Source organism: Solobacterium moorei (assembly GCF_036323475.1).
GTDB classification, from domain to species: Bacteria; Bacillota_I; Bacilli_A; order Erysipelotrichales; family Erysipelotrichaceae; genus Bulleidia; species Bulleidia moorei.
In genome coordinates this window covers 2,486,634-2,509,103 of record NZ_AP028934.1, presented here as the reverse complement: position 1 = coordinate 2,509,103, position 22,470 = coordinate 2,486,634, and the positions used below count along the sequence as shown (strand labels likewise).

The window sequence follows — 22,470 nt, the reverse complement described above, 5'->3', positions numbered from 1 at the left end:
CTTTTCTATAAAACCGTTTCTATTATTTCTCTTTTAAATGTCCCTTTAATATTGAATAGCCAATGTATACGCCAATCACGGAAAGTATGAAGGTAATGATTGTCGCAAGAATACCCATTGTACCTTGAGCCGCTTTTACCATTGCTAGCATTTGTTCTGGCTTTTGTCCTCTTGCAATCCATTCATTCATATATTGTTCCGCAAAGAAACATGCAGGAATGATACCACCTAAAGCATTACCAACATGAAGAATACCCGACGCAATCGCAATCTTTAATACACTAGGCTTTTCTGATGTAGATGCGATAACATCAGCTAGTACAGCACCAACCATGGATGTAATAAACCACGGTAAATAGCCTGAACCCATGAGTGCGAATACAGCCATCACGATAAGTTCCATGATGGCAAACTGCCACATCTTACCAATCTTGCGAGTGATAAATACAAGTATGACCCCTGATAGTAGTCCGCATACACCTGCGCTAATCGAATCACCAAATGGCCCTATCAGCGATATCAACATCGCTCCCACAAAGTATACGATTACATATAAGGCTGTTAGTAAAGCAAGTAATACAAAATCCTTCATCTTCAAATTCATAATTCATCCCTCATTTCCATAAAAATTTGATTGAATTCGGACAGATGTTCTGCATTTAGCGGAATATCTTTCTTCACTGTCGTATCCTTTAAATACACAACACGATTACTGATATAGCGAATAAACTCATAATCATGAGATATGACGATGACACATGCTTTCTTTTTTAATTCTTGAATCTCTCTTGCGACCCTACGCATGGATGAAAGATCCAATCCGCTGGTAGGTTCATCGAAAATGATAACTTTACGATTGCTCAAGATTCCCAATGCGACCTGTATACGCTGTTTCTGTCCACCACTCAAAGAGAATGGATGTGTATCTGCATATTTTGTAAGTTGTAGATAATCCATCACATCCTGAATCTCTTTCTGATTGATCGTATGATCTGCGATTTCAAGCTCTGCCTGTACGGATGTGCCAAACAGTTGGTAATCCGCATCTTGCATAATATAGAATGGCATATCTCCGATTATCTTTCCATGCGTGCATGCAATACTCTTACAGAGTAATCTTGCAAGTGTTGTCTTGCCAACTCCATTTGTACCGACAATTGCGGTGACTTCGTTGGGAAAGAAACCCAGCGATATATCTTGTAAGATATCCTTGTATGAAATATCCACTAGCGAAAGAACTTTTTCTTTATTCACACTAGGTGTTTGAAATGGAATATCCATTGCAAATAAATCAAAGCTTCGCGTATCATAGTTTGAATTTTTAAACATCTGCTCACTATCGAAGATTTGCATCTTTCCATCATTAAATAGAAAAACACGGCTGATGAGTCCGCTTAGATAATAGAAACGATGATCTGCAATCAAGACGGTATAGCCTTCTTGTTTTAATTTCTCAACCAGCCCTCTAAATACATAGGTATTGTGATAATCAAGATTGGCAGATGGTTCATCTAACAAGATGATTTTTTGTCCCAACATCATCGCGGAGGCTATCGCAACCATCTGACGCTCTCCTCCGGATAATTGAAAAATATCACGATTTAATAATTTTTGAATTTTGAGAAGTGCAGTGACTTTCTGAAGCTGTGCTTCCATCATATCCTTCTTACAACCATAATTCTCCATACTGAATACAAGCTCGGAGGTTGTATTCGTTGTAAAGAATTGACTACGTGGGTTTTGGAATACAGAACTGATATGACGGCTAATCTCTGCCATACTCATATCCTTTGTATTTTGATGATTGAGTAAGATTTCTCCTTGTAGTTTTCCTTCTACGACACGCGGTATTAGTCCATTAAGACATTTCAGGAATGTAGATTTACCACTACCACTATTACCAGTTACCAAGATGGTTTCACCAGGCTTTAGTGAAAAATGGATATCTTGAATTCCTTCAGAGCTGTCTTGATATTGGAATGAAATGTTCTTACCCTCTACAATATACGAATCCATAGCATCTCTCCTACTAGCCCCAAACAAATCGCAATTGTAACGAGCGCATCCTTCATACCAAAGCGAATATTGTAATATGACGTTCTTCTTTCTGTACAATCAATCCCCTTGCAGAGTCCAGCAGATGTTAATTCATCTGCCAAAATCAAACAGCGGAATAACTGTGGCACTACAAAATATCCAAAACTCTTTACTATATTTTTTATTTCAAAACGGATACCACGTAGACGCATCGACTCATTGATATAACGTAATTCTCGAAAGAATGTTGGTATATATCGCAGTGTAATGCTTAGCGCTATAATGAACGCTCTTGGCACGTGGATACTCTGTAAGGCAGAGATTACCTCAGACGGTTGATAATCATATATTAAAATAAGAGCCACAATATACGTTGGCATCAATCGAACAACCATCATAAATAGCATCGAGACAAACTGCATTACCTCAACGTTACTCAACATCAAAAGCTGCTCTCCAAAGTAGAATAAAATTGTAATTACGATAGTCTTACATAGTCTTTTATATTTCTTCATGTAAAGCAAAAATAGACTACTTACAACAAAGAAATATAAAGGTATCCATCTATCATGTGCAAACATTAAAATGCATGGGATCAATATATTATAGAAAATTAAAACAAGCGGATTAATCCTGTATCTCACATTGTCCTCTTTCTAAAGTTAGTTTAGTTTAACTAACTGAATTATACGCTCATGTTTTTCTTCTTGCAAGAAATGCGTTAATAAATTAACACAGGGCTAGATACGATTATCTAACCCTGTGAAATGGATTGTAATGCTTGTTCTAAAACAGCCACTGTCGCAATCGATTTCTCTAACCATGCGTTCATCTGTTCTGTATTTTTTGTATCTATGATTTCCTGCATATATAGGAATTCATTTTTCATTGGATCTTCCTCTACAACAACATCAATTTCTTCCGTGAGATTTGTAAGACGATCATGACGCTCTCCATATCGTACATATCCTGGTCTTTCGGGATACACAATTGTACCCTCTTCCCCTTGAATTATCACAAATGGATCAGATGAAGAATCTTTCGCGGCAGTACATACTGCTTGAAAGTCAGGATACTCCATGATCAATATACCTGATGTATCGACACTATTTTCTGCTAGATTTGGATAATACTGCACCTTCTTGGGCATACTAAATAAACCTACAACAAAGTGAATGTTATATACATTCAAATCCATAAGGGCACCACCGCCACATGCTTTATCAAAGGTAGGTGTCATGATACCCTTTCGAAATTTATCATAGCGACTAGAGTATTTACTAAAGTTAGCTTGTATTAGTTTGATATTTCCAATCTTTGGTAATTCTTCTCGTAGATGTTCATAGTTTTGACTATATCTTGAGAGGATTGCCTCAAACAACATGCACCCATATTTTAATGCTAGAGCTTGTAGTTCTTTCGCTTCTGTTACAGATACAGTAAAAGGTTTTTCTACGATGACATGTTTTCCTGCAAGGATTGCGTCCTTTGCATATTGATAATGTAGTGTATTGGTCAAACCAATATAGACCGTATCAAATGAATCATCACCTAGGAACACTTGATAATCTGTATATTGATTTTGTATATGATATTTCTCAACAATTGGTTTTCCCTTTGATCCATTCCGACACCATAACGCTGTTACTCCAATCTCAGCTCGTAGCATTGCTTCAATTGCGATAGGGACTATCATTCCATTTCCAACGATACCAACTTTCATAGATTTTTCTCCCTTTAGCCGATTAACTCAAAATGTTTGAATGCATGGTAAATACCATCATCTAAAATGTCTGTTGTGACATAATCCGCAATAGCCTTTACAATCTCTGCACCATTCCCCATCGCAACAGATGTACCACAATAGGACAACATCGGAATATCATTTCCGCTATCTCCAATGCCTATCGCATCACTACGATTAGCGTGGTAATGTTCTAAAACCTTCTCAATGCCAGTCCCCTTATTGATATCTTTATTTGTGATTTCTGCCCCATAGAATTTCTTGATAGGGTCTTCAATAACACGTGTGAGGGTATATTGACTGTGTAGAACTTTTTCTAATTGGTCAAATTCATGTCCATCTTCGCTGTATACGCAGATTTTGTAGATTTCATCATCTTCATGCGCCGCTTCTTCTGGATAGATACAATTTGCCATCGCATTCTGTACTTTCTCCTCATGATTTGCATTCGGTAGTGAGAAGTATTTGAGTTGGAACGCATAGCCTAGTTTATTTCCATACGCGCCTGCATTTCCTTCCAATCCATATCCTATTCCCATTCCATTAATCGTATCTTTTAGGTGCGTCAGTTCTTCTTTTGGAATTGGATTATCATAGATACATTTACGATCGGCGTAAACTTTCGCACCAGCCGCAAGGATATAACCATCAATATCATATTCTAGATATGTCACAATCTCCGCTAGGCTTCTTCCTGTACATAAGAATACTTTATGACCATTCTGTCTTGCTTTATGGATTGCATGTAAAGCACTTTCTGGTGTTTCATTGATTGTTGGACTATATAAAGTACCATCAATATCTAGGAATATATATTTTGTCATATCAAATCCTCCGCCTCTATTATAGCCAAAAAAATAGATTGGCATGTGCCAATCTATTACATTCCTTGGATATTTGCTTTTTTAATTCTGCTCATTAGTACTGGAACCATCAATAAGCAGACAATCATCGTCACTAAGTTGTACCAGAGGTTATAGCCTAGGGAAAATGTCCACGCCGGTAAGCTTCCTGCCGCAGTGCCCTCTGCCCAGAAATAGGCACCAGAAATAACTGTAGAGAAGTATTTGATGATCATCACAATCACAATACCAAAGTGCCCCTTTGTGCTCGTTAGGAATAGACCTAATGCAATCACTAAGGCAGCTAGTATGACACCACCCACCAAAGCCATTAGATTCATACCATAAGAGTAATACACAGCAACACAAGCAGTTAAACCAATTACAGATACCACAGTTAATACAATTGGTTTGCTTGCATGTTCAAATGGTTTAAACAATGAAACCATTCCAACAATACTGATTGGTAGTACATAGTCTAATACAACCTGTATTGGTTGAACAAAGTACATTGGAAAACCTAATACAATTGTTAGTAAGAATGAAGCTAGTCCACAGAGAGCTCCATACTTCCAACCAAGATGATACGATGCAATCATAAGTGGAATTAACTCCAGTTCAATAGATCCACCATTTGGCATCTGTAGGAAAGGTATCATATTTCCTACCATTTTCAGCGCTACATATAACGCCATGTAGATTGCCATGAATGCAATCTTTTTAATCTGATCGTTTTTCATAAAAAATACACCTCCATTTTGAAGGCGTAAGGAATTAAAAAACTGAACTCCCTACGCTAGCTTTACCTAGATCAGGTGATAAGGGTTTTTCTCAGCATGCATGCACCCCTGTTCACGAGTCTAATCATATCACTTTTCGAAACGAAAGAAAAAAGAATATTGCTCGGATGCCCCGTCCTTACAATATTCTTCATTATTTCGCATATTCCAGTGTAATTTGAGGAGGACACGGATATGCATGGATTTTTCCGGACATTATGCCAATTAGATTTTTTACAAGTCTGCCCATGACTTGTAAATAAAGGGTTCCGGAACACGCAGGTACTGATGTATAAAGGAGTGTGTGATGGAAAGAGTGAGACATCAGTTAGCCTGTGCTAACTGTATGTTAGCAAACGCTAACCATCCTGTCAACAAAGATTATCATTTTTTTGTAAAAAATCTGAATCGAAGTTGATATTGTCTTAATGAACCGAAAGGGAAAATGCCCCATTTATAGAAAGGAATTGTTATGATTCATTCCATTAGATTGGATTGAATATGAAAAAGATTATATTAACCCCTATGGAAGAAAACAAATACAACATTATTAAAGAACTGGTTGATCATTCTGGCAATAAACGCCGTGCGGCATTAAAACTAAATTGTTCTATTCGTACTATCAACCGCCTGATTACACGTTATAAGTCTGAAGGCAAATCCTCATTTTCACATGGTAATCGTGGACGATTACCATCAAACACATTCTCACTGGAAACGAAAAACAAAATCATTGAACTCTATCTTAACGAGTATCTTGATGCCAACATCACTCATTTCAGTGAAATCGTCCAGATGGACCTCGGCATCTCCATCAGTGACACCACTATTAGAAACTGGTTATCAGAACACGATGTCTTGTCCCCAAAGGCCCATCGAAAAACCAAGAAACAATTAAAGGAACGTTTGACAAAACGATTAGACCAAACAACATCTACAAAGGCCAGAAACGCAATCAATGAACAAATCGAATCAATTGAAGATGATACGCCTCATTCACGAAGATCTAGATCCAAATATATGGGAGAGATGATTCAAATGGACGCTTCAAGCTACGAATGGATTCCTGGCGAGATATGGCATCTACACCTAGCTGTAGATGATGCGACCGGTACTGCTGTTGGAGCCCACTTTGATATACAGGAGACCCTACGTGGCTATTACAACGTTTTCCATCAGATACTAGTCGACTATGGCATACCCGCTCTATTCTATACGGATAAACGAACCGTATTTGAATACAGAAAGAAAACCAAGGCCTTCGACGACGAGGATACCTTCACACAGTTCTCCTACGCCTGCCATAACCTTGGTGTCGAAATCAAAACAACGAGCATCGCACAAGCCAAAGGACGCATCGAACGTCTCAACCAGACTTTCCAATCACGTTTGCCAGTTGAACTTAGACGTGCTCGTATTACTTGTATGGCGGACGCGAATAAGTTCCTAAAATCCTACCTAAAGGAATTCAATGCAAGGTTCGCCCTACACTTGAATAGTACCAATTCTGTATTTGAAGTACAACCAGATATAGAAACAATCAATCAAACATTGGCAATCATTTCATCGAGAATAGTCGATCAAGGCAACTGTATCAAGTTCAAAAACAAGTATTGGATGGCCTATGACAAGGAACACAATAGAATTCCACTAAGACCTAAGATGGAGGTATTGGTTATTGAATCATTTGATCAAAAGATCTTTGTCAATGCGATGGATACACTATACATCTTAGAAGAAGTACAAGTGTTTGAAGAAAATTCGGGTGAGTTCGATAATATCATTGAAACTCCTGAGAAAAAGAAAGTATATATTCCGCCGATATCTCACCCTTGGAGGAAGTATTCATATCAATTATTTACAAAAAAGCAGAACTATTATAGCTCCGCTAATGTTCGTTAATTTTTAAGACATTTTCATTTTTGGTTGACACAAAGATTATCATTTTTTTGTAAAAAAATCTAACAGTAAACAAAAATGGCCTATGGAAATGCGATGAAATCAAGTATTTCTCTTATATGTTCCGTTGAATAATATCAAATGTCGTAAAATTCTATCCATCTTTGGCCACAGTTCTACTGCACCTTTTACTCTAAACAGATATACAAACCAATTTAAATAGGATTGTAGATTAGTCATTCTCATCCCAATGAAGCGATAGATATACCTTTTTAACCACGAGCACATATTGTTTATCAATGCCATGTTCTCTAGATATTCTTTGTCGTGTGTATTGGCTTTATAGAATTCTTCTTTCAAATCTAATTCTTTTATCAGCTTGTCATGTGCTCTTTCGCCATCATGTACTAGTGTTGATCCGGAAGCGATATGATTCTTTAGTGCTTCAAAGATACGTGAAGCAGATGGCTTTCCATGACCACAAATAGCAGCGTATGTATTTTTGTGACAATCGATTGCCACAACGATACAGAGTTGGCTCTTAGATAATCCTCTCTTCTTGTCTAGGCCATTTTTGTTTACTGTTAGATAAAAAAATTCTCAATTTATTTTTGAATTTCGAACGCGTTACAAAAAGACAACATATGTTACGTCACATATTGTCCTATATCTTTATCAATCACTCATCTTTTGAATGAGTTCAAACTGATTACTTGTTATTCTAAAGTGTGCGATTCCACAGTTTGGAACTGGATGGATTCCTAACTCGGAGGCTTCCTGGAAGATATCCTCCTTTTTTAGTCCAAATAACGCTTCAAGACATACAAGATAGAAGTCTCCGTGAGAAACCAATAATACTTTATCTTGGTCTTGGTGTGTATCATAGATTTCCTGGAAGATAGAATTCATGCGCTTTATGACATCACTATATTCTTCTCCACCGACATCACCATAGTGCGTGTCCATAAAGCGTTTGCTACTAGAATCTGCTTCTTTGAATGTCATACCTTCAAGATCACCATAACTGACTTCACAAATCTTTTTTGTATAGATAATATTTCCTGGGTGATACTGAGCGATTATTTCTGCTGTATCACGCGTTCTTTCCGCTGTTGAAACATACATGGTAGAGAAATGTATATCCTTTAGCTTTTCAGCTGCCTTTTGTGCTTCCTGAATTCCTTTTTCAGTTAAAGGACTATCGCATCTGCCTTGTATACGCTCTTGGATATTAAATCTTGTTTCGCCATGGCGCATCAAATAAATATCAATTGTCTTTGGATGATATATTTGACGATACTCACTCACATCAATTGGCTCTTGGTCCAAGGAAAACTCTCCATCCTTATAATGAAATATTAACATGCCCGTATTTGGCATTAGCCAACGATCCTGTGCCTTACAGCGATCTACATACTCATCTAGATCCATTCCAAACAAAATTTCTAAGATACGCACTGCATAGGCACCATGGCCAACCAATAGAATTGTATCGCCATCATTAGCTTCCTCAACGATACCCTGCATCGTTTCACGAACTCTTTGCGCAAATCCTATATTTGTTTCACCACCTTCTGATGACCAATCATCAAAGAATGGAGAATCCAAAACTTCTTCCTTACGTGCACCATCTAAAGAACCAAAAGAGAACTCCTTCAAGCCCTTGGTAAGGATTAATGGAATGTCATGATATTTACAGATTTCTTTGGCGGTGTCCCAAGCTCTTTCAGAGGTGGAACAATATGCCCGATTAAACGGCATATTTCTGAGTGCAGATGCAACATTTTTTGCCTGTTGAATGCCTTCATCTAGCAGTGGGCTATCACACCAGCCCTGCATACGACCTTTAAGATTAAATAAAGTTTTCCCGTGTCTAACAAAGTAAAATTTCAATTCCATGTGTTTTATACTCCAATTCTTTGTATTTTCTCTTATTTTTCACGAATAGTGTTGGTAATAAACGCTGAGAATACTATAATATTTTAGTCGTTATGATAGTATCATATACGTATATACTACATTCTGAAAGGGTATTATGAATTTTCTTAGAAATAAACTACATCTAACATATCCACAGATGATTATTTTGGGATTTGGTGCGATTATCGTATTCGGTGCATTATTACTGATGACACCATTTGCTAGTCAATCTGGTCAATGGACACCATTTATCAATGCACTATTCACATCTACGTCATGTGTTTGTGTAACGGGATTGATTGTTTACGATACCGCCACATATTGGAGCTTCTTTGGACAGCTTGTCATTATTATTCTGATCCAGATTGGTGGACTTGGTGTTGTGACAGTTATCACATCCCTTGCACTTATTACTGGTAGAAGAATTGGATATCTTGCTCGTTCTACTTTAGCAAACTCCATCTCAATCTCAGCAGTTGGCGGAATCATCCGCTTACTACAGTTTATCTGTAAGATTACATTTATGGTTGAAGGTTTCTTCGCCTTACTAATGTCATTTACGTTCATACCGGAGTTTGGACTCATAAAGGGCGTTTGGTATAGTATCTTCCATTCCATCTCAGCCTTCTGTAATGCAGGCTTTGACTTAATGGGTGTACGTGAACCATTCTCATCCTTAACAAGTTATGTTTCCAATCCAATTATTAATATCTCAATTATGTCCTTAATCCTGATTGGTGGATTGAGCTTCTCCACTTGGGCAGATATCAAGGAATATAAGTTTAATCTACACCGTTACCACATGCAGTCTAAGATCATCTTATTGATGACCGCAATCTTGGTCGTATTCCCTGCAATCTACTTCTTCTTTGTGGATTTTACAGGCATGCCTTTAGGCACAAGAATCCTAGCATCCTTCTTCCAATCTGTAACACCACGTACTGCTGGATTTAATACAGTAGACCTTACAAAAATGTCTGAATCCAGCATCTTCTTACAGATTATATTAATGTTGATTGGTGCTGCACCAGGTTCTACTGGTGGTGGTATGAAGATAACAACCTTTTTCGTATTAGTCACAACAAGTATGGCAATCTTTAGAAACCGTTCTCGTACAGAGAGCTTTGGTAGAACCATCCCAGAGACAATCGTACGCAACTCGGCCACAATCTTGATGTTATATATCTCATTATGTATAGGTGCCGCAATGGTTATCAGTGTCATTGAGAATGTTCCAATGGTAACCGCAATGTATGAGACCGCATCCGCAATCGCTACCGTAGGTTTAACCTTGGGTATCACACGTGATTTAACGATTGTTTCAAGAATAATCTTAATCTTCCTAATGTTCGCTGGACGTATTGGAGGACTCACCTTGATTTATGGTATGTTCCCATTCCGCAATCAATGCTTAGGTAGATATATTGAAGAAAACGTAGCCGTAGGCTAAATAGGAGAGAGTATGAAACAGATTTTAATTATTGGTATGGGTCGTTTTGGCCGTCACATTGCTCGCAAGTTAAATGATTTAGATATTCAGGTATTAGGTATTGATAATGATGAAGAAAAGGTAAGAGAAGTATTACCTTATGTCACAAACGCTGAAGTTGGTGATGCAACAAACCAAGACTTCTTAAAGACATTAGGTCTTAAAAACTTTGATGTATGTATCGTTGCGGTTGGTGATAACTTCTTAGCTTCTCTTGAAATTACATCCTACCTCAAAGAATTAGGCGCAAGAAAAGTTGTATCACGTGCAGCACGTGATACACAGGAAAAGTTCTTATTACGCAATGGTGCAGATGCAGTTGTATACCCTGAAAAGTTAATGGGTAACTTAACCGCAATGCGTTATAGCAGTGATAATATCTTTGACTACATTCAAATCGGTAAAGACTTCGCAGTATTCGAAATTGCTGTACCTAATGAATGGTTAGGTAAGACAATTGGTCAGGTTGATGTACGTAAACACTACAATATCAATATCATCGCGATTAAGAAGGATGACAATGTATCTGTCACACCAGGAGCTTCCCACATACTCAACTCTGAAGAATCCTTATTGGTATTAGGGAAAGACAAAGATATCCGCAGTGCCTTCCACATCTTAGGTTAGTTCTCTTTCGATTGTCTTCGATATTCAATATCTCTTTCTTCATTCCGATAGGTATGACTTGGAGGTATTCCAAAATGTTTCTTATACAATCGACTAAAATATAATGGATCTTGGTATCCTACATTCCAAGCAGCCTCTGTTACTGAATAGCCCTTCAATAATAGATTGGCTGCTTTTCTTAATCGCAAACGAATCAGATAGTCAATTGGACGGATATGATAGACTTTGTTGAACTTATAAGAGAAATGAGCTTCATCCATCTGTGCAGCTTTGGCTAAATCCTTTGGCTATATTAGCAAAACGGTGAATAAGTTCATTTAATGTACATATACGTGTACAGTAAATGTAAACGCTAAATAGGTAGTACCTGTATATTAATCATAAGTCATGTCATAATCACCCTAGAACCCTTAAGAATCGTGAGGGTTTGGGGGTGATTATTTTATGATAATGACAGCGGCAGAGCTAAAGGCACAGCGATGGGTATCGATCATTATGGAATGTAAGACAAGTGGTCAATCTGTTCTACAGTGGTGTAACGAACATGGAATCAACGAAAAACAATATTGGTATTATCACCGAAAGTTGCGTAACCACTTGGCGCAAGAAGTCGGTAATCATATGGATATCTTTCCTGCAACTTTACCGCCATCATCAGATGTCACATTTCAAGAATTGAAGAAACCTATTCGACATGGTTCTGCACACATTCAATTGGGCAATCATCAGATAGAGATCGGTGAAGATATTTCAGATGAGCTATTACTAAAGATCATTCGGGCGGTATCCCATGCTTAAAGAGTATTGTGGTTTTAAGAAGATCTATATTGCATGTGGATATACAGATCTAAGAAATGGAATAGATGGGTTGGCTTCGATCATTCAGAACCATTTCTACCTAGATCCTTTTGATGAAGGAACGTTATTCTTGTTTTGTGGAAGAAAGACTAATCGTATGAAGGGACTGCTTTGGGAGGCAGATGGATTCCTATTATTGTATAAACGATTGGAGGAAGGAAGATTCCAATGGCCCAGAAAGACAGAAGACATAGAGAACATTAGTATCGAACAGTATCATTGGCTGTTTGAAGGCATGGCAATCATACAGAGGAAGACAATTCAGAAAGTAGAACGAAAGATGATACTGTAAAAAAGTTATCCACAACTTTTATTAAGAAGATAGGCCTATAGATGGCGTATAAGGCACATAAAAAGCAGTAGATGAATTTCTACACTCCAGCCCCCAAACTGCTTGATACGTGCCTTTTTATTACGCCATAGATATGCGCTGGTACCAGTAAAATATTTGTGTGGAAAATCAAAGTTTTCCACATTTGACGGCACCCTCATAATGGTTTATACATAAGCTATGGAAATGAAAAAACTAAGTGAGGAAGAAGTAGAAAGCCTGCCAAAGGACATCATCATAAAGCTCTTTATGAGTATGCAAAGCAGTGTAGAAAGTCTAGAAGCTACTATCAAACTTCTTAGTGAACAGATCAAGATCATGAATCAAAGAAGCTTTGGCAGAAGTACAGAGAAACAGAGTTCTGGAATCTTTGAACAGTTGGAACTCGGTTTTAATGAACCTGAAGTATTGTTTGATTTACTACAACCAGAGCCAACGTTAGAGGAAGCTGCACCAAGGAAGAAGGCAAAAGGAAAGCGGGCATCAGACATCCAGAAGATCACGAACCACCGTGAAGAATATATCGAACTATCCGAAGAAGAATTGAATGAAAGATTTGGCAAGAGCGGATGGAAGAGACTGCCATATCAGATCATAACGAAACTGGAACATATACCAGCATCTTTCGAAGCGGTCACTTATAAAATTGGTGTATATGCCGCAAAGGATAACCAGACAATCATACGAGCACAGAAGCCTGTAGAACTATGGCCAAACAGTATCGCTACCCCATCACTGGTGTCATCTATCATATGGGGCAAATATGTCAATGCCGTACCGTTATATAGACAAGAAAAGACATACCAAGAAAACCAGATCAACATTTCACGATCCACCATGGCCAATTGGATGATCCAAGCATCCGACAACTATTTGATACATTTCTACGATAGGTTAAAAGAAGAAATGATCAAACAGGATATACTGCATGTGGATGAAACACCATTCGAGGTAAGCAAAGATGGCAGAAAAGCTGGCAGTAAGTCCTATATGTGGGTATATCGTACAGGGGCACATGAGGAAGAAAAGCGGATCGTCCTGTATGATTATCGACGTACGAGGTCCCATGAACATCCGCAAAGATTCCTAGAGGGATTTAGAGGGACACTTGTATGTGATGGCTACAGTGCTTATCACCAGTTGGCCAAGGAAGATCCCGAAAGCTTTACCGTAGCTGGGTGCTGGACCCATCTCAAAAGAAAGTTCACGACGCTCATCAAAGCAGTGAAGACGAGTCAGACACTTGCCCAGGAAGCGGTAGATAGGATCAATAGAATCTATCACGAAGATAATCAATTGAAGGGATTGGGCGAACAAGAAAAGCTAAGACAGAGGAAAGAGAAAGTAGCACCCCTAGTGGATGAATTTTTCACATGGGTAAAAAGATATTGGGAGAATGTATCAAGAGAATCAGAAACAGGAAAAGGCTTTACCTATGCCCTGAATCAAGAATCCTATCTCAGAGAATTTCTAAAGGACGCAAGAATACCTCTAGATAACAATGCGGCAGAAAGAGCGATACGACCATTTACAGTAGGAAGAAAGAACTGGATCATGATCGATACGATAAAAGGAGCACAGGCCAGTGCAGTACTCTATAGTATCGTAGAAACATGTAAAGCAAATGATATCAAGATATACGAATATATTCGCTATCTGTTAGAAGAACTTCCTAAAACGATACATGACCTAACGGTGGAGGTACCAGATAGATTACTACCTTGGTCAAAAGAACTACCAGATAACATTTATAAAAATCGTACTTGAGATACTTTACAACACTATCTCAAATACGATTTTATTTTATCTATATGGTACAACTGGTTTAGCGTTTACCAGTAAATGAGTTGTGACTCATTATCATAATAGTGAACTCAAGGAGACTATTATGAAAGACTTAGAAATTATTGAACATTACAATTCCTTAGATCAATTTGCTAAAGATAAAATCGACAGAGAGCTGATTGACCTGGTAAATGCAAAGAAAGAATCCAGAAACTACTGTATTAAAGTGTGTCCTAAATGTGGCTCTGTTAATTCTCGTTTTACAAAAGGCGGAAAGGCAAATAGTGGTAAACCAATGCTTCAATGCAGTAGCTGTCATAAACGCTTTACTATTGATTATGGCCAGCTTACACATTATTCACATCAGGATGAATCTAAATGGGATCTGTTAATCACAGATACATTTGCACAGGTTCCTATAGAAAAAACAGCAGCTACGCTGGATATCAGTACATATACTGTATGGCGTACGAGAATGAAACTACTTCACATGTTTGAAGAACTTCTGAATACTACAGTAGTATCCGGAGAGATTGAGTTAGATGAAAAGTATCTTCTCAATTCTCATAAAGGCGAAAAGATAGCAGGTGTTGAACCTAGAAAACGTGGCGGCTCAGCTTCAAAGCGTGGAGTATCTAATGAACAAATATGTTTACCAACAGCAGTGCAGAGAAACGGCACTGCTGTTTTAAAAGCTACGAATACTGCTACTCCAACCAGTAGAGACATAATGAAGCTTGCAGACAATATTGGGGAGCACAGTATGGCGTGGCTTGATGGCAAAGCAGCATATAGTTGTCTTTTAGAAGAGAAGCACTGTGAAAAGAGAATCATGAAAGATCATACATGTTATACATCCATTGATCATTTGAATAACGTAAATGCGCTTCATTCACTGATAAAAAAGTGGTACAAGAAGTATGGAGGTGTTGCCAGTAAATATCTGAACAGATATGCAGCACTATTTGTTCTTGTTAGAGAATACAGTGGATGTGATGTTCAGGAGATCCTTCTATCCATCAAGAAAAGAATGCATCAGATAACTGACTTCTTCCGTATTGTAGATATGAAATCAGAAGATGTATTCATTTATTGAATTGCTACATCTCACCAATTTGCTAATATAGCCAAAGAAAAAGCAATTCTCGTAGGACTACTACCAGAAAATAGATTAACGGATTATACACCCTGGCATGCGGAAGCAATCAGACCAGGCACAGAAAACTTTGGTGGACAAGCAGATGAATATCACAATGAACTATTCAATAACGTTCTACCAGAACTTCAAAGTAGATATTCTATCGATACAAACGAAATCATTTATGGTGGCTATTCCTTAGGAGGATTAGCAGCCGTATATAGTTTGTATCGAACAAACATTCCTAGTGCAGTATTCTCTATCTGTGGATCCTTCTGGTATCCAAGGTTCGTTAACTTCTGTAAAGAGAATCCCGTTATCAATCAAAATGCTAGCGTTTACCTATGTAACGGCAAAACAGAAGGTATTCATCACCACAATATTCTAGATACAGCTCCACAATGTGCAGAGGAAATCCACGCTTTGATTCGTAAGCAGTTAAATAGCATTACTTCTGTACTTGATGAATTTGGACATCATGAAAATCTAACCAATCGCTATAAAGTGTTATCCGATTGGTTAGAGAAACAACTATAAGTACTATATAACAAAAGGCGTTAACTTACTTGCTAACGCCTTTTGCCTATATTGGATGATACTACCCCCTATAACAAGAAAAGACCTCCGCATGGTCTTTTCTTGTTTTTATTTAATAAGGGGATAGAATTTCACTGATGCTTGCTAAGGGGAGCAATCATTCAGTGCAGATATTCCTATCTGCACTTATATAGTACAAATTTATTGTCATTTAAATATGGCAAGATTTTGTAAAATTATGTGATGTTCTATCCAAGAATTCTTGTAATGCTAGCAGCTTTATTCTTTTGTAATAATGCTACAAGTGGAGATATTGCACCACCTAGAGCAGCTACGCACTGGAATGCGAACATTGTATAATAATCGGTACTCTCGATAATACCCTTTTCCATCATCTCAGGAATAACGCCAAACGCATCCATCATACGAATATCAGAATATCCATTTTCATGGAAGAATCTTGTAACGCTAAGTGCATAATAAACACCAATCAACATTAATACGAAGCAGATTGCGATACCGATTTTACTCATTTTACCTGCACCCTTTTGGTATGCAGTTAGTGTCAAAAATCCCATCGCAACACCAGCAACCAGCGAGATATATCCTAATTGTCCGATGATAACAATGAGAATTGCACCAACAATGACACCACCTAAAGCAAATACTGTTCCTAAGGCATAGTTTTCAGCCACAACAGGTGCTGTTGCTTGTTCCTCTGCATGTTCTATCAACATCTGATTCGCAACCTCTTCTGTATAGAAGTGAATTACTCCATGGTTGATAAATACTTTAGTCTCTGCAGGCTCTAAGGTTGCTTCTGCACAATTAGAATAACCATTCATACGGAACCAGTTAATGACTTCTGGAATTGAAGAAATAACATTCTTCGCTTTACCATTGGCAGTAATTGCAGACTTAAATCTGATCGTAACAATATTTCCGTTTGCCTTTGCACTGCCAACCTTCTTTACAGCACTTACAAGACCACGTAGATTTAAATCATTTGGTTTACGATTGTCTTGGTCAACAAGACTGAACTTTGCAATAATTGTGTATATATTTTGAAATGTTGTTAATGCATATGTATATCCAGCTTCTGTAGCACAAGCTACAACCGCATCCTTATCATATGCAATACCTAGTCCATTTGCTACTCTTCCTAAAATCGTATAATCTTTCATATTTCCTCCATGAACTAAAAAGATAGATTACTCTATCTCAGCCTGTTGACAAACAAATAAGGAAAAAAAGCAAAAAATAAAGTATAATAAAGAAGCAGAAGATCTCCAATTCCCAAAATCGGTAATTCTTCTGCTTTTTATTTTGCAAAAAGTAATCATGGTATAATAATAACGGGAATTGGAGAGTGATTATCATGACAATGACATGCAGGAATAATATAAAACACGACAGTATAATATTTGATACTATTGATAACTTAGTACCACCAGATCACATGGTCAGAAAGCTTGAAGAAGCTGTTGACTGGAACTTTATATATCCTCTGGTAAAGGATCTGTATAGTTCTGAAGGAAGGCCATCCATTGATCCGGTGGTTTTATTTAAGATGATATTCATTAACTTCTGTTTTGGCATCAACAGTATGAGAAAAACCTGTAAGGAAATAGAAGTAAATCTGGCATACAGATGGTTTATAGGATATGAAATGTTTGAGAGTATTCCAAATTATTCTACCTGGAGCCAGAACTATATACGTAGATATGGAGATTCTGATATATTTGAACAAATATTCAATAGAATACTTAAGGAAGCTATGGATGCAGGATTTGTTGATCTCGAAACAGTGTTTGGAGACGGAACACACGTTAAAGCCAATGCAAATAAAAGAAAACATACAGATGCAGAAATAGAAATCACAAAAAAATGTTTTGAAGATTCCCTGCTTGAGGAAATAAACCAAGAAAGAGCATTAGATGGTAAAAAAGAATTTCACTCATTAAACAGAACAGAACTGGATTTTGATTCTGAAACAGGAGAAGAAATAGAGATAGTAAAAACAAAAAGAGTAAAGCAAAGTACTACTGATCCTGAATCCGGGAATTATCATAAAGGAGAACATGAAGAATGTTTTGCGTATGAACAGCAGACATTCTGTGATAAACATGGATTCGTATTGAGCTTTGATACAGTCCCTGGAAATATACATGACAGTGTTTCATTCTTTGGTGCATACAGACATCTTCAGGGAAAATTTGGAGATCAAATTAAAAATGTATGTTTAGATGCAGGATATAAAACACCAGCCATTGCCAAAGAGATAATAGATAATCATCAGCAGCCAATACTTCCATATAAAAGACCTCAGACGAAGAAAGGCTTTTTCCCAAAAAGAGAATATGTGTATGACGAACACTATGACTGGTATATATGTCCAAACAATCAAACATTGACATATACAACAGTGAACCGACAAGGGTACAGGCAATACAAGAGTAATCCATTAATATGTGCCAGCTGTCCGTTGAAAGATAAATGCACCAAAAGCAAGAATAATACAAAAGTGATAACCAGACATGTATGGGCACCCTATCTTGAAGCAGCAGAAGAGATAAGGTATACCCCATTATGGAAGGAAATATATCCATTACGCAAACAGACAATCGAGAGAGTATTTGCGGAGGATAAGGAGAATCATTGCTTGAGATTCACACGAGAAAGAGGGTTAAAGAAAAATCGACATAGAACGTCGATGATTTTTGCATGCCATAATCTAGAAAGAATGGCACGATGGAAATGGGAAGCAAATCCATTTTTAAGCTTAATACCTCAAAATCAGTACTTTGTCTTATTGGAAAGTCAATATTATTGAAGTTTACAGACAAAATAACAATCCGCACGTATAACGTGCGGTTTTTAGGCTACCCTATAAGGGCCTTTACCACACTTCGACCCTTAAGGGTCTTGTGTAAAAGACCGACAACCGTGTTTGCACACTATGGCCTACCCTTTAAAAGGGTCTACATATTCTTTTTTACTTAGATTATCCTGTATCATATCTTCTTTTTCTTGATTTCGGATATATTCTTCTACTACCTTCGTATTCAGTCCTACCGTACTTGCATAGTAACCCTTCGCCCAAAAGTTTCGATTGCCATATTTATATTTTAAATTTGCATGTTTCTCAAATATCATCAACGATGATTTGCCTTTCAAGTATCCCATGAAACTTGATACTGCTATCTTCGGTGGTATCTTTACCAACATATGTATATGATCTCTCATTGCATGTGCTTCTATCATTTCTACATCTTTATATGCACACAACTGTCTCAATATCCCTCCTATATCTGCTCTTAATTTTCCGTAAATTGCCTTTCTTCTATACTTTGGTATGAACACAATATGATACTTACAGTTCCATCTCGTATGTGATAGACTTGAATCGTCATTTGGCTTTGTTGCCATTGATATCTCCTCCTTATATTTTGAATTTCGGTTGTCAGCCTTATTCAATTATATACGGAGGCTTTTTTCATCGCTTAAGCTTTTCCATTCTCATACGCATAGCGTATGGTTTTTATAGGAAACTTCGTTTCCTATAATAAAAAGTGACATCGTTTAAAATGTCACTTTGTCAACACTCTGAGATAGATGACTCTATCTTATTTTAACCATAACTATTCTACTATTTCTAACATAGCAGATGCAACTGTAGCCATATTTGCCACAAAAAACTTCTTCTCTTCAGTGCTTAAATGACCAAGTGCCTTTGTGAGAACCTTACCGATTCTTTCCACAATGTGTTCTGTAACTTCTTTACCAGTTGTAGTTAATACAGCATGTGCTCCATATCTGCTCTTACCATTACGATATTCAAAACGAATGAATTTTCCTTTTGCTAGATCAGCAAGCGATCTAGAAACCGCCGCCTTGTCCATCTTACTACATTCAACTAATTCTGTGTTTGTTAAGCCTTCAGGGTTAAAGCCCAAATATAATAGTAGCATTGTTTCTGCGCCCTTAAGCTTTGTTGATTTGATTTCTTCCGCCTTAATTGCTTGAATGCAATGGCTAAATGCATTTGTTGCAATCACGAAATCACGACCCTTTTTGTTCATTTTTCCTTTTTCCCTTCTTAATTATCATTCGAATGAGTGGCACCTTACCACCGTCACTACATACCGACAAGTTCTATTATAAATATTATCAAAATAATTTACATAGGCTAACTAAAATAAATTTCGTTTTTTATGTATTTTTAAACATTTGTATGAAAAATTTTCAAAAAGTGCATGCATGTTTTTCAATAAACATGCATGCACTTCAGATATCTTGTATTATAAGAGCTTCTAAGCCTTGCCAGCCGCTTCTGTATAAGCACTGATAATCCAATCATTATTGATACGCGGAAAGTCTGTTTCATCAATTGCGAAGCGATCTTTATCTACTTTCATCTCTTCTTCAAGAACACTAACTGGAATTAGGAATGACATTCCCTTATCATCTGCTCTTACATTGATCTTCATGACATCGTTCTCGGTATGTTGATATTCAATACCAGTCACATCTTCAGCAGTTCCTTTTTTATTGTCGATATACTCAATAAAGCTGTCGTATTTCGCAAGTTCTACCATGATGTCATTTACACCATCTTCAAAAATCTGTATTTTTTCAGCGAATTCTTGTACTGTCGCACAACGCCTTAACTTAAATCCTTGCTTTGCAAGAGGCAGTGCTAACTGCTTTAAAGACTCTGCAGGAGCTTGTTGACTAAGCCAAATCAAGAATTTTCTAGATGGATCAGAATACACCAACGGTGGCTGAATCATGAATGCATGCTGGCAATGAGGGCACGTATGTCTAAAAATATCCCCACTAATACAAGCTTCCTTTAAGTCTGGATCTTGTTCCGCATTGATTGCTGTATAAATTGTTGTATCGAATTCCTTATGACAATAAGGACATGTATATCTAATATCTTGACTCTGGCTCATGTTATTCTCCTAGCTCTTCATAGAGATTCCAGAAAAATCAATTCCTAGCTTCTCTGTTTCATTCACAATTTTTTCGAGTACTTCTGACTCTTCTTCACTGAGTGTTTCGCCACCGAATAAGATAATCAGATGTGCTTCATCATTGGTGTAATATGGGATTGCCCATACTTTATCTGTAAAGTGTAAACCAATTTCTTGACCCGGTTCTTCATCTACTTCTCCCACCACAAATGGACCATGAATCCCTATTAAGCGTACCGTTATCTCACGGATGATAGAACCATGCATGACACCTGCTAATACCGTATCCGGATAGAATGGATCGCGTAATGCGTCTAATCGCTCATCTTTCCGTAAACGTCGTAGGTCTTCGTCCTTTGTCTCTGTTTTTTCAATCCATGACGCATTCTTCTTCACCATTTGAACCGTTTCGTTTACAACTCTTACTTCACGGTTAAATACTTGTTCCATCGTAAAAAAGCCAAGCATCTCTGGATCATCCATTCCTCTAAGACATGTTTCCCATGAATTACCGATTGATAGCACATTAAACATCAGCATCCCATCTTCTGTACAGTACGCTGAACACACCGCGTAACAATCATCTTGATGTACTTCAATCTTATCTTTTAACAGTTCTGTTAAATCATCCGCTTCAATCGTAATATACTTCTGATACATGACTGTAAAATTTAGTTCTGCGACTCTCATCCATCAATCCTCCTTCCTGGTGAAAAATGACAGGCCTTTATGACCTGTCATTATTTTAACATTGATTTATGATTAACGTCTTCTTCTACCACCTAAAATTCTCAATAAGTATAGGAACATATTGACAAAGTCTAGATATAACTGCAATGCACCATAGATTGCAAGCTTCTCTCTTTGATCCGTTCCATCAGCTGACATATAGTAGAACTGCTTGATACGTTGAATATCAAATGCTGTATAAATCATAAAGATGAATAGTCCTAGATATGCAATCAATAGATTATTACGTAATGCCGGAATAAAGATGGATACAATACTTGCGATGATTAATGCAAATAACCCTCCAACTAAGATTCCTTGGTACTTTGTTAAATCAACATTTGTAACATGGCCAATCACAGCACAACTGATAAATAAGATTGCCGCAAATACAAATGCTTGGAATACTACACCAACTCCATACGCAAGTGGAATGACGCCAAATGTAACACCCGTTACTGCTGCGTATGTTAAGAACAATGCATTACATGCACCTTTTGATAAGCGTGTGATTGCCGCATTGAGAGAAATTACTAATACAAACTGTGAAATCAATAAACCAATCTGGATGAATAGTGCTGATTCGCTATAGAATACGATACGTGCTAATGTTCCTCTTGTGACTAGGGAGTGGTAGAAAAGATACGCAACTGCTGATGTTATCGTTAAACCAATTCCCATGTGTGTAAATACTTTTGTTATATAAGCTTTGAGGCCAGCTTCCTCGTTATAAGCTCCATAAACATTTTGTCTGTCAAATTCGCTCATTGTTAAGT

General features: G+C 37.4%; 22 protein-coding genes, 2 pseudogenes and 1 riboswitch. Of the genes and pseudogenes, 9 read left to right on the top strand and 15 right to left on the bottom strand.

All coding sequences use genetic code 11. The features are described from left to right. Positions 1-22 precede the first annotated feature (22 nt). The 6 genes from RGT18_RS12585 to RGT18_RS12560 form a co-directional block, all read right to left on the bottom strand. A complete protein-coding gene (locus RGT18_RS12585; RefSeq protein ID WP_028077381.1) occupies positions 23-604 on the bottom strand; it encodes an MptD family putative ECF transporter S component in 582 nt (193 codons plus the stop codon). Continuing rightward, positions 601-2,016, bottom strand: coding sequence for an ABC transporter ATP-binding protein (locus RGT18_RS12580; RefSeq protein WP_037403329.1), 1,416 nt, complete (start codon positions 2,014-2,016; stop codon positions 601-603). Before RGT18_RS12580 ends, RGT18_RS12585 begins: the two co-directional genes overlap by 4 nt. Beyond that, positions 1,998-2,681, bottom strand: coding sequence for an energy-coupling factor transporter transmembrane component T family protein (locus tag RGT18_RS12575; protein ID WP_081659462.1), 684 nt, complete (start codon positions 2,679-2,681; stop codon positions 1,998-2,000). The genes RGT18_RS12580 and RGT18_RS12575 overlap by 19 nt, the downstream gene beginning before the upstream one ends. Positions 2,682-2,791: 110 nt before the next feature. Next, positions 2,792-3,760, bottom strand: a complete 969-nt coding sequence (locus RGT18_RS12570; RefSeq protein WP_028077383.1) for a Gfo/Idh/MocA family protein — start codon at positions 3,758-3,760, stop codon at positions 2,792-2,794. Positions 3,761-3,774: 14 nt separating this feature from the next. Beyond that, positions 3,775-4,605 carry an HAD family hydrolase gene (locus tag RGT18_RS12565; protein ID WP_028077384.1) on the bottom strand — a complete coding sequence of 277 codons (831 nt, stop codon included), beginning with the start codon at positions 4,603-4,605 and terminating at the stop codon, positions 3,775-3,777. 56 nt (positions 4,606-4,661) lie between these two features. Then, positions 4,662-5,363, bottom strand: coding sequence for an energy-coupled thiamine transporter ThiT (locus RGT18_RS12560; RefSeq protein WP_028077385.1), 702 nt, complete (start codon positions 5,361-5,363; stop codon positions 4,662-4,664). A 31-nt stretch (positions 5,364-5,394) separates the two neighbouring features. Next, a riboswitch (TPP riboswitch) is annotated at positions 5,395-5,483 on the bottom strand. A 420-nt stretch (positions 5,484-5,903) separates the two neighbouring features. On the opposite strand from RGT18_RS12560, the gene RGT18_RS12555 reads away from it, so the two are divergent. Then, a complete protein-coding gene (locus RGT18_RS12555; protein WP_338174896.1) occupies positions 5,904-7,304 on the top strand; it encodes an ISNCY family transposase in 1,401 nt (466 codons plus the stop codon). A gap of 99 nt (positions 7,305-7,403) precedes the next feature. On the opposite strand, the pseudogene RGT18_RS12550 reads toward RGT18_RS12555, so the two are convergent. Beyond that, a pseudogene (locus tag RGT18_RS12550) lies at positions 7,404-7,859 on the bottom strand (transposase); the annotation flags it as partial. 117 nt (positions 7,860-7,976) lie between these two features. Continuing rightward, positions 7,977-9,200 carry a histidine phosphatase family protein gene (locus RGT18_RS12545; RefSeq protein WP_051241071.1) on the bottom strand — a complete coding sequence of 408 codons (1,224 nt, stop codon included), beginning with the start codon at positions 9,198-9,200 and terminating at the stop codon, positions 7,977-7,979. 136 nt (positions 9,201-9,336) lie between these two features. Between RGT18_RS12545 and RGT18_RS12540 the strand changes: the two genes are divergently transcribed. Both RGT18_RS12540 and RGT18_RS12535 read left to right on the top strand, forming a co-directional pair. After that, entirely contained in the window at positions 9,337-10,671 is a 1,335-nt protein-coding gene (locus tag RGT18_RS12540; RefSeq protein ID WP_028078866.1) for a TrkH family potassium uptake protein, read from the top strand. Positions 10,672-10,683: 12 nt separating this feature from the next. After that, positions 10,684-11,337, top strand: coding sequence for a potassium channel family protein (locus RGT18_RS12535; RefSeq protein WP_006524932.1), 654 nt, complete (start codon positions 10,684-10,686; stop codon positions 11,335-11,337). On the opposite strand, the pseudogene RGT18_RS12530 reads toward RGT18_RS12535, so the two are convergent. Then, positions 11,334-11,603, bottom strand: a pseudogene (locus tag RGT18_RS12530) (helix-turn-helix transcriptional regulator); the annotation flags it as partial. The gene RGT18_RS12535 and the pseudogene RGT18_RS12530 sit on opposite strands and share 4 nt — an antisense overlap. 178 nt (positions 11,604-11,781) lie before the next feature. Here RGT18_RS12530 and tnpA (RGT18_RS12525) point away from each other — a divergent pair. The 5 genes from tnpA (RGT18_RS12525) to RGT18_RS12505 all read left to right on the top strand — a co-directional run bounded on the left by tnpA (RGT18_RS12525) (position 11,782) and on the right by RGT18_RS12505 (position 15,986). Then, entirely contained in the window at positions 11,782-12,135 is a 354-nt protein-coding gene (gene tnpA, locus RGT18_RS12525) for an IS66 family insertion sequence element accessory protein TnpA (protein ID WP_338174902.1), read from the top strand. Further along, positions 12,128-12,487, top strand: a complete 360-nt coding sequence (gene tnpB / locus RGT18_RS12520) for an IS66 family insertion sequence element accessory protein TnpB (protein ID WP_338174904.1) — start codon at positions 12,128-12,130, stop codon at positions 12,485-12,487. The genes tnpA (RGT18_RS12525) and tnpB overlap by 8 nt, the downstream gene beginning before the upstream one ends. Before the next feature lie 225 nt (positions 12,488-12,712). After that, the gene (gene tnpC / locus RGT18_RS12515; protein WP_051241081.1) at positions 12,713-14,293 is read left to right on the top strand and encodes an IS66 family transposase; all 1,581 of its coding nucleotides are present in this window, start codon (positions 12,713-12,715) and stop codon (positions 14,291-14,293) included. Between the two features lie 121 nt (positions 14,294-14,414). Then, positions 14,415-15,407: an IS1595 family transposase gene (locus tag RGT18_RS12510; RefSeq protein WP_338176380.1), complete on the top strand. Its 993-nt coding sequence runs from the start codon at positions 14,415-14,417 to the stop codon at positions 15,405-15,407. Beyond that, entirely contained in the window at positions 15,408-15,986 is a 579-nt protein-coding gene (locus tag RGT18_RS12505) for an alpha/beta hydrolase-fold protein (RefSeq protein ID WP_338176511.1), read from the top strand. Between the two features lie 248 nt (positions 15,987-16,234). Here RGT18_RS12505 and RGT18_RS12500 read toward each other — a convergent pair whose 3' ends face one another. After that, on the bottom strand, positions 16,235-17,170 hold the full coding sequence (locus RGT18_RS12500; protein ID WP_028078913.1) for a hypothetical protein: 936 nt from the start codon (positions 17,168-17,170) through the stop codon (positions 16,235-16,237). Positions 17,171-17,370: 200 nt separating this feature from the next. On the opposite strand from RGT18_RS12500, the gene RGT18_RS12495 reads away from it, so the two are divergent. Then, positions 17,371-18,819, top strand: coding sequence for an IS1182 family transposase (locus RGT18_RS12495; RefSeq protein ID WP_338176481.1), 1,449 nt, complete (start codon positions 17,371-17,373; stop codon positions 18,817-18,819). A 131-nt stretch (positions 18,820-18,950) separates the two neighbouring features. On the opposite strand, the gene tnpA (RGT18_RS12490) is transcribed toward RGT18_RS12495, so the two are convergent. The 5 genes from tnpA (RGT18_RS12490) to RGT18_RS12470 form a co-directional block, all read right to left on the bottom strand. Further along, positions 18,951-19,415: an IS200/IS605 family transposase gene (gene tnpA, locus RGT18_RS12490; protein WP_338175109.1), complete on the bottom strand. Its 465-nt coding sequence runs from the start codon at positions 19,413-19,415 to the stop codon at positions 18,951-18,953. Positions 19,416-19,627: 212 nt separating this feature from the next. Then, entirely contained in the window at positions 19,628-20,068 is a 441-nt protein-coding gene (locus RGT18_RS12485) for a MarR family transcriptional regulator (RefSeq protein ID WP_051240969.1), read from the bottom strand. A gap of 231 nt (positions 20,069-20,299) precedes the next feature. Beyond that, on the bottom strand, positions 20,300-20,944 hold the full coding sequence (locus tag RGT18_RS12480; protein WP_028078031.1) for a CpXC domain-containing protein: 645 nt from the start codon (positions 20,942-20,944) through the stop codon (positions 20,300-20,302). Positions 20,945-20,953: 9 nt separating this feature from the next. Next, positions 20,954-21,655 carry a hypothetical protein gene (locus tag RGT18_RS12475; protein ID WP_028078030.1) on the bottom strand — a complete coding sequence of 234 codons (702 nt, stop codon included), beginning with the start codon at positions 21,653-21,655 and terminating at the stop codon, positions 20,954-20,956. A gap of 72 nt (positions 21,656-21,727) precedes the next feature. After that, complete coding sequence (locus tag RGT18_RS12470) at positions 21,728-22,462, bottom strand: Bax inhibitor-1/YccA family protein (RefSeq protein WP_006524922.1); 735 nt, start codon at positions 22,460-22,462, stop codon at positions 21,728-21,730. Positions 22,463-22,470 lie beyond the last annotated feature (8 nt).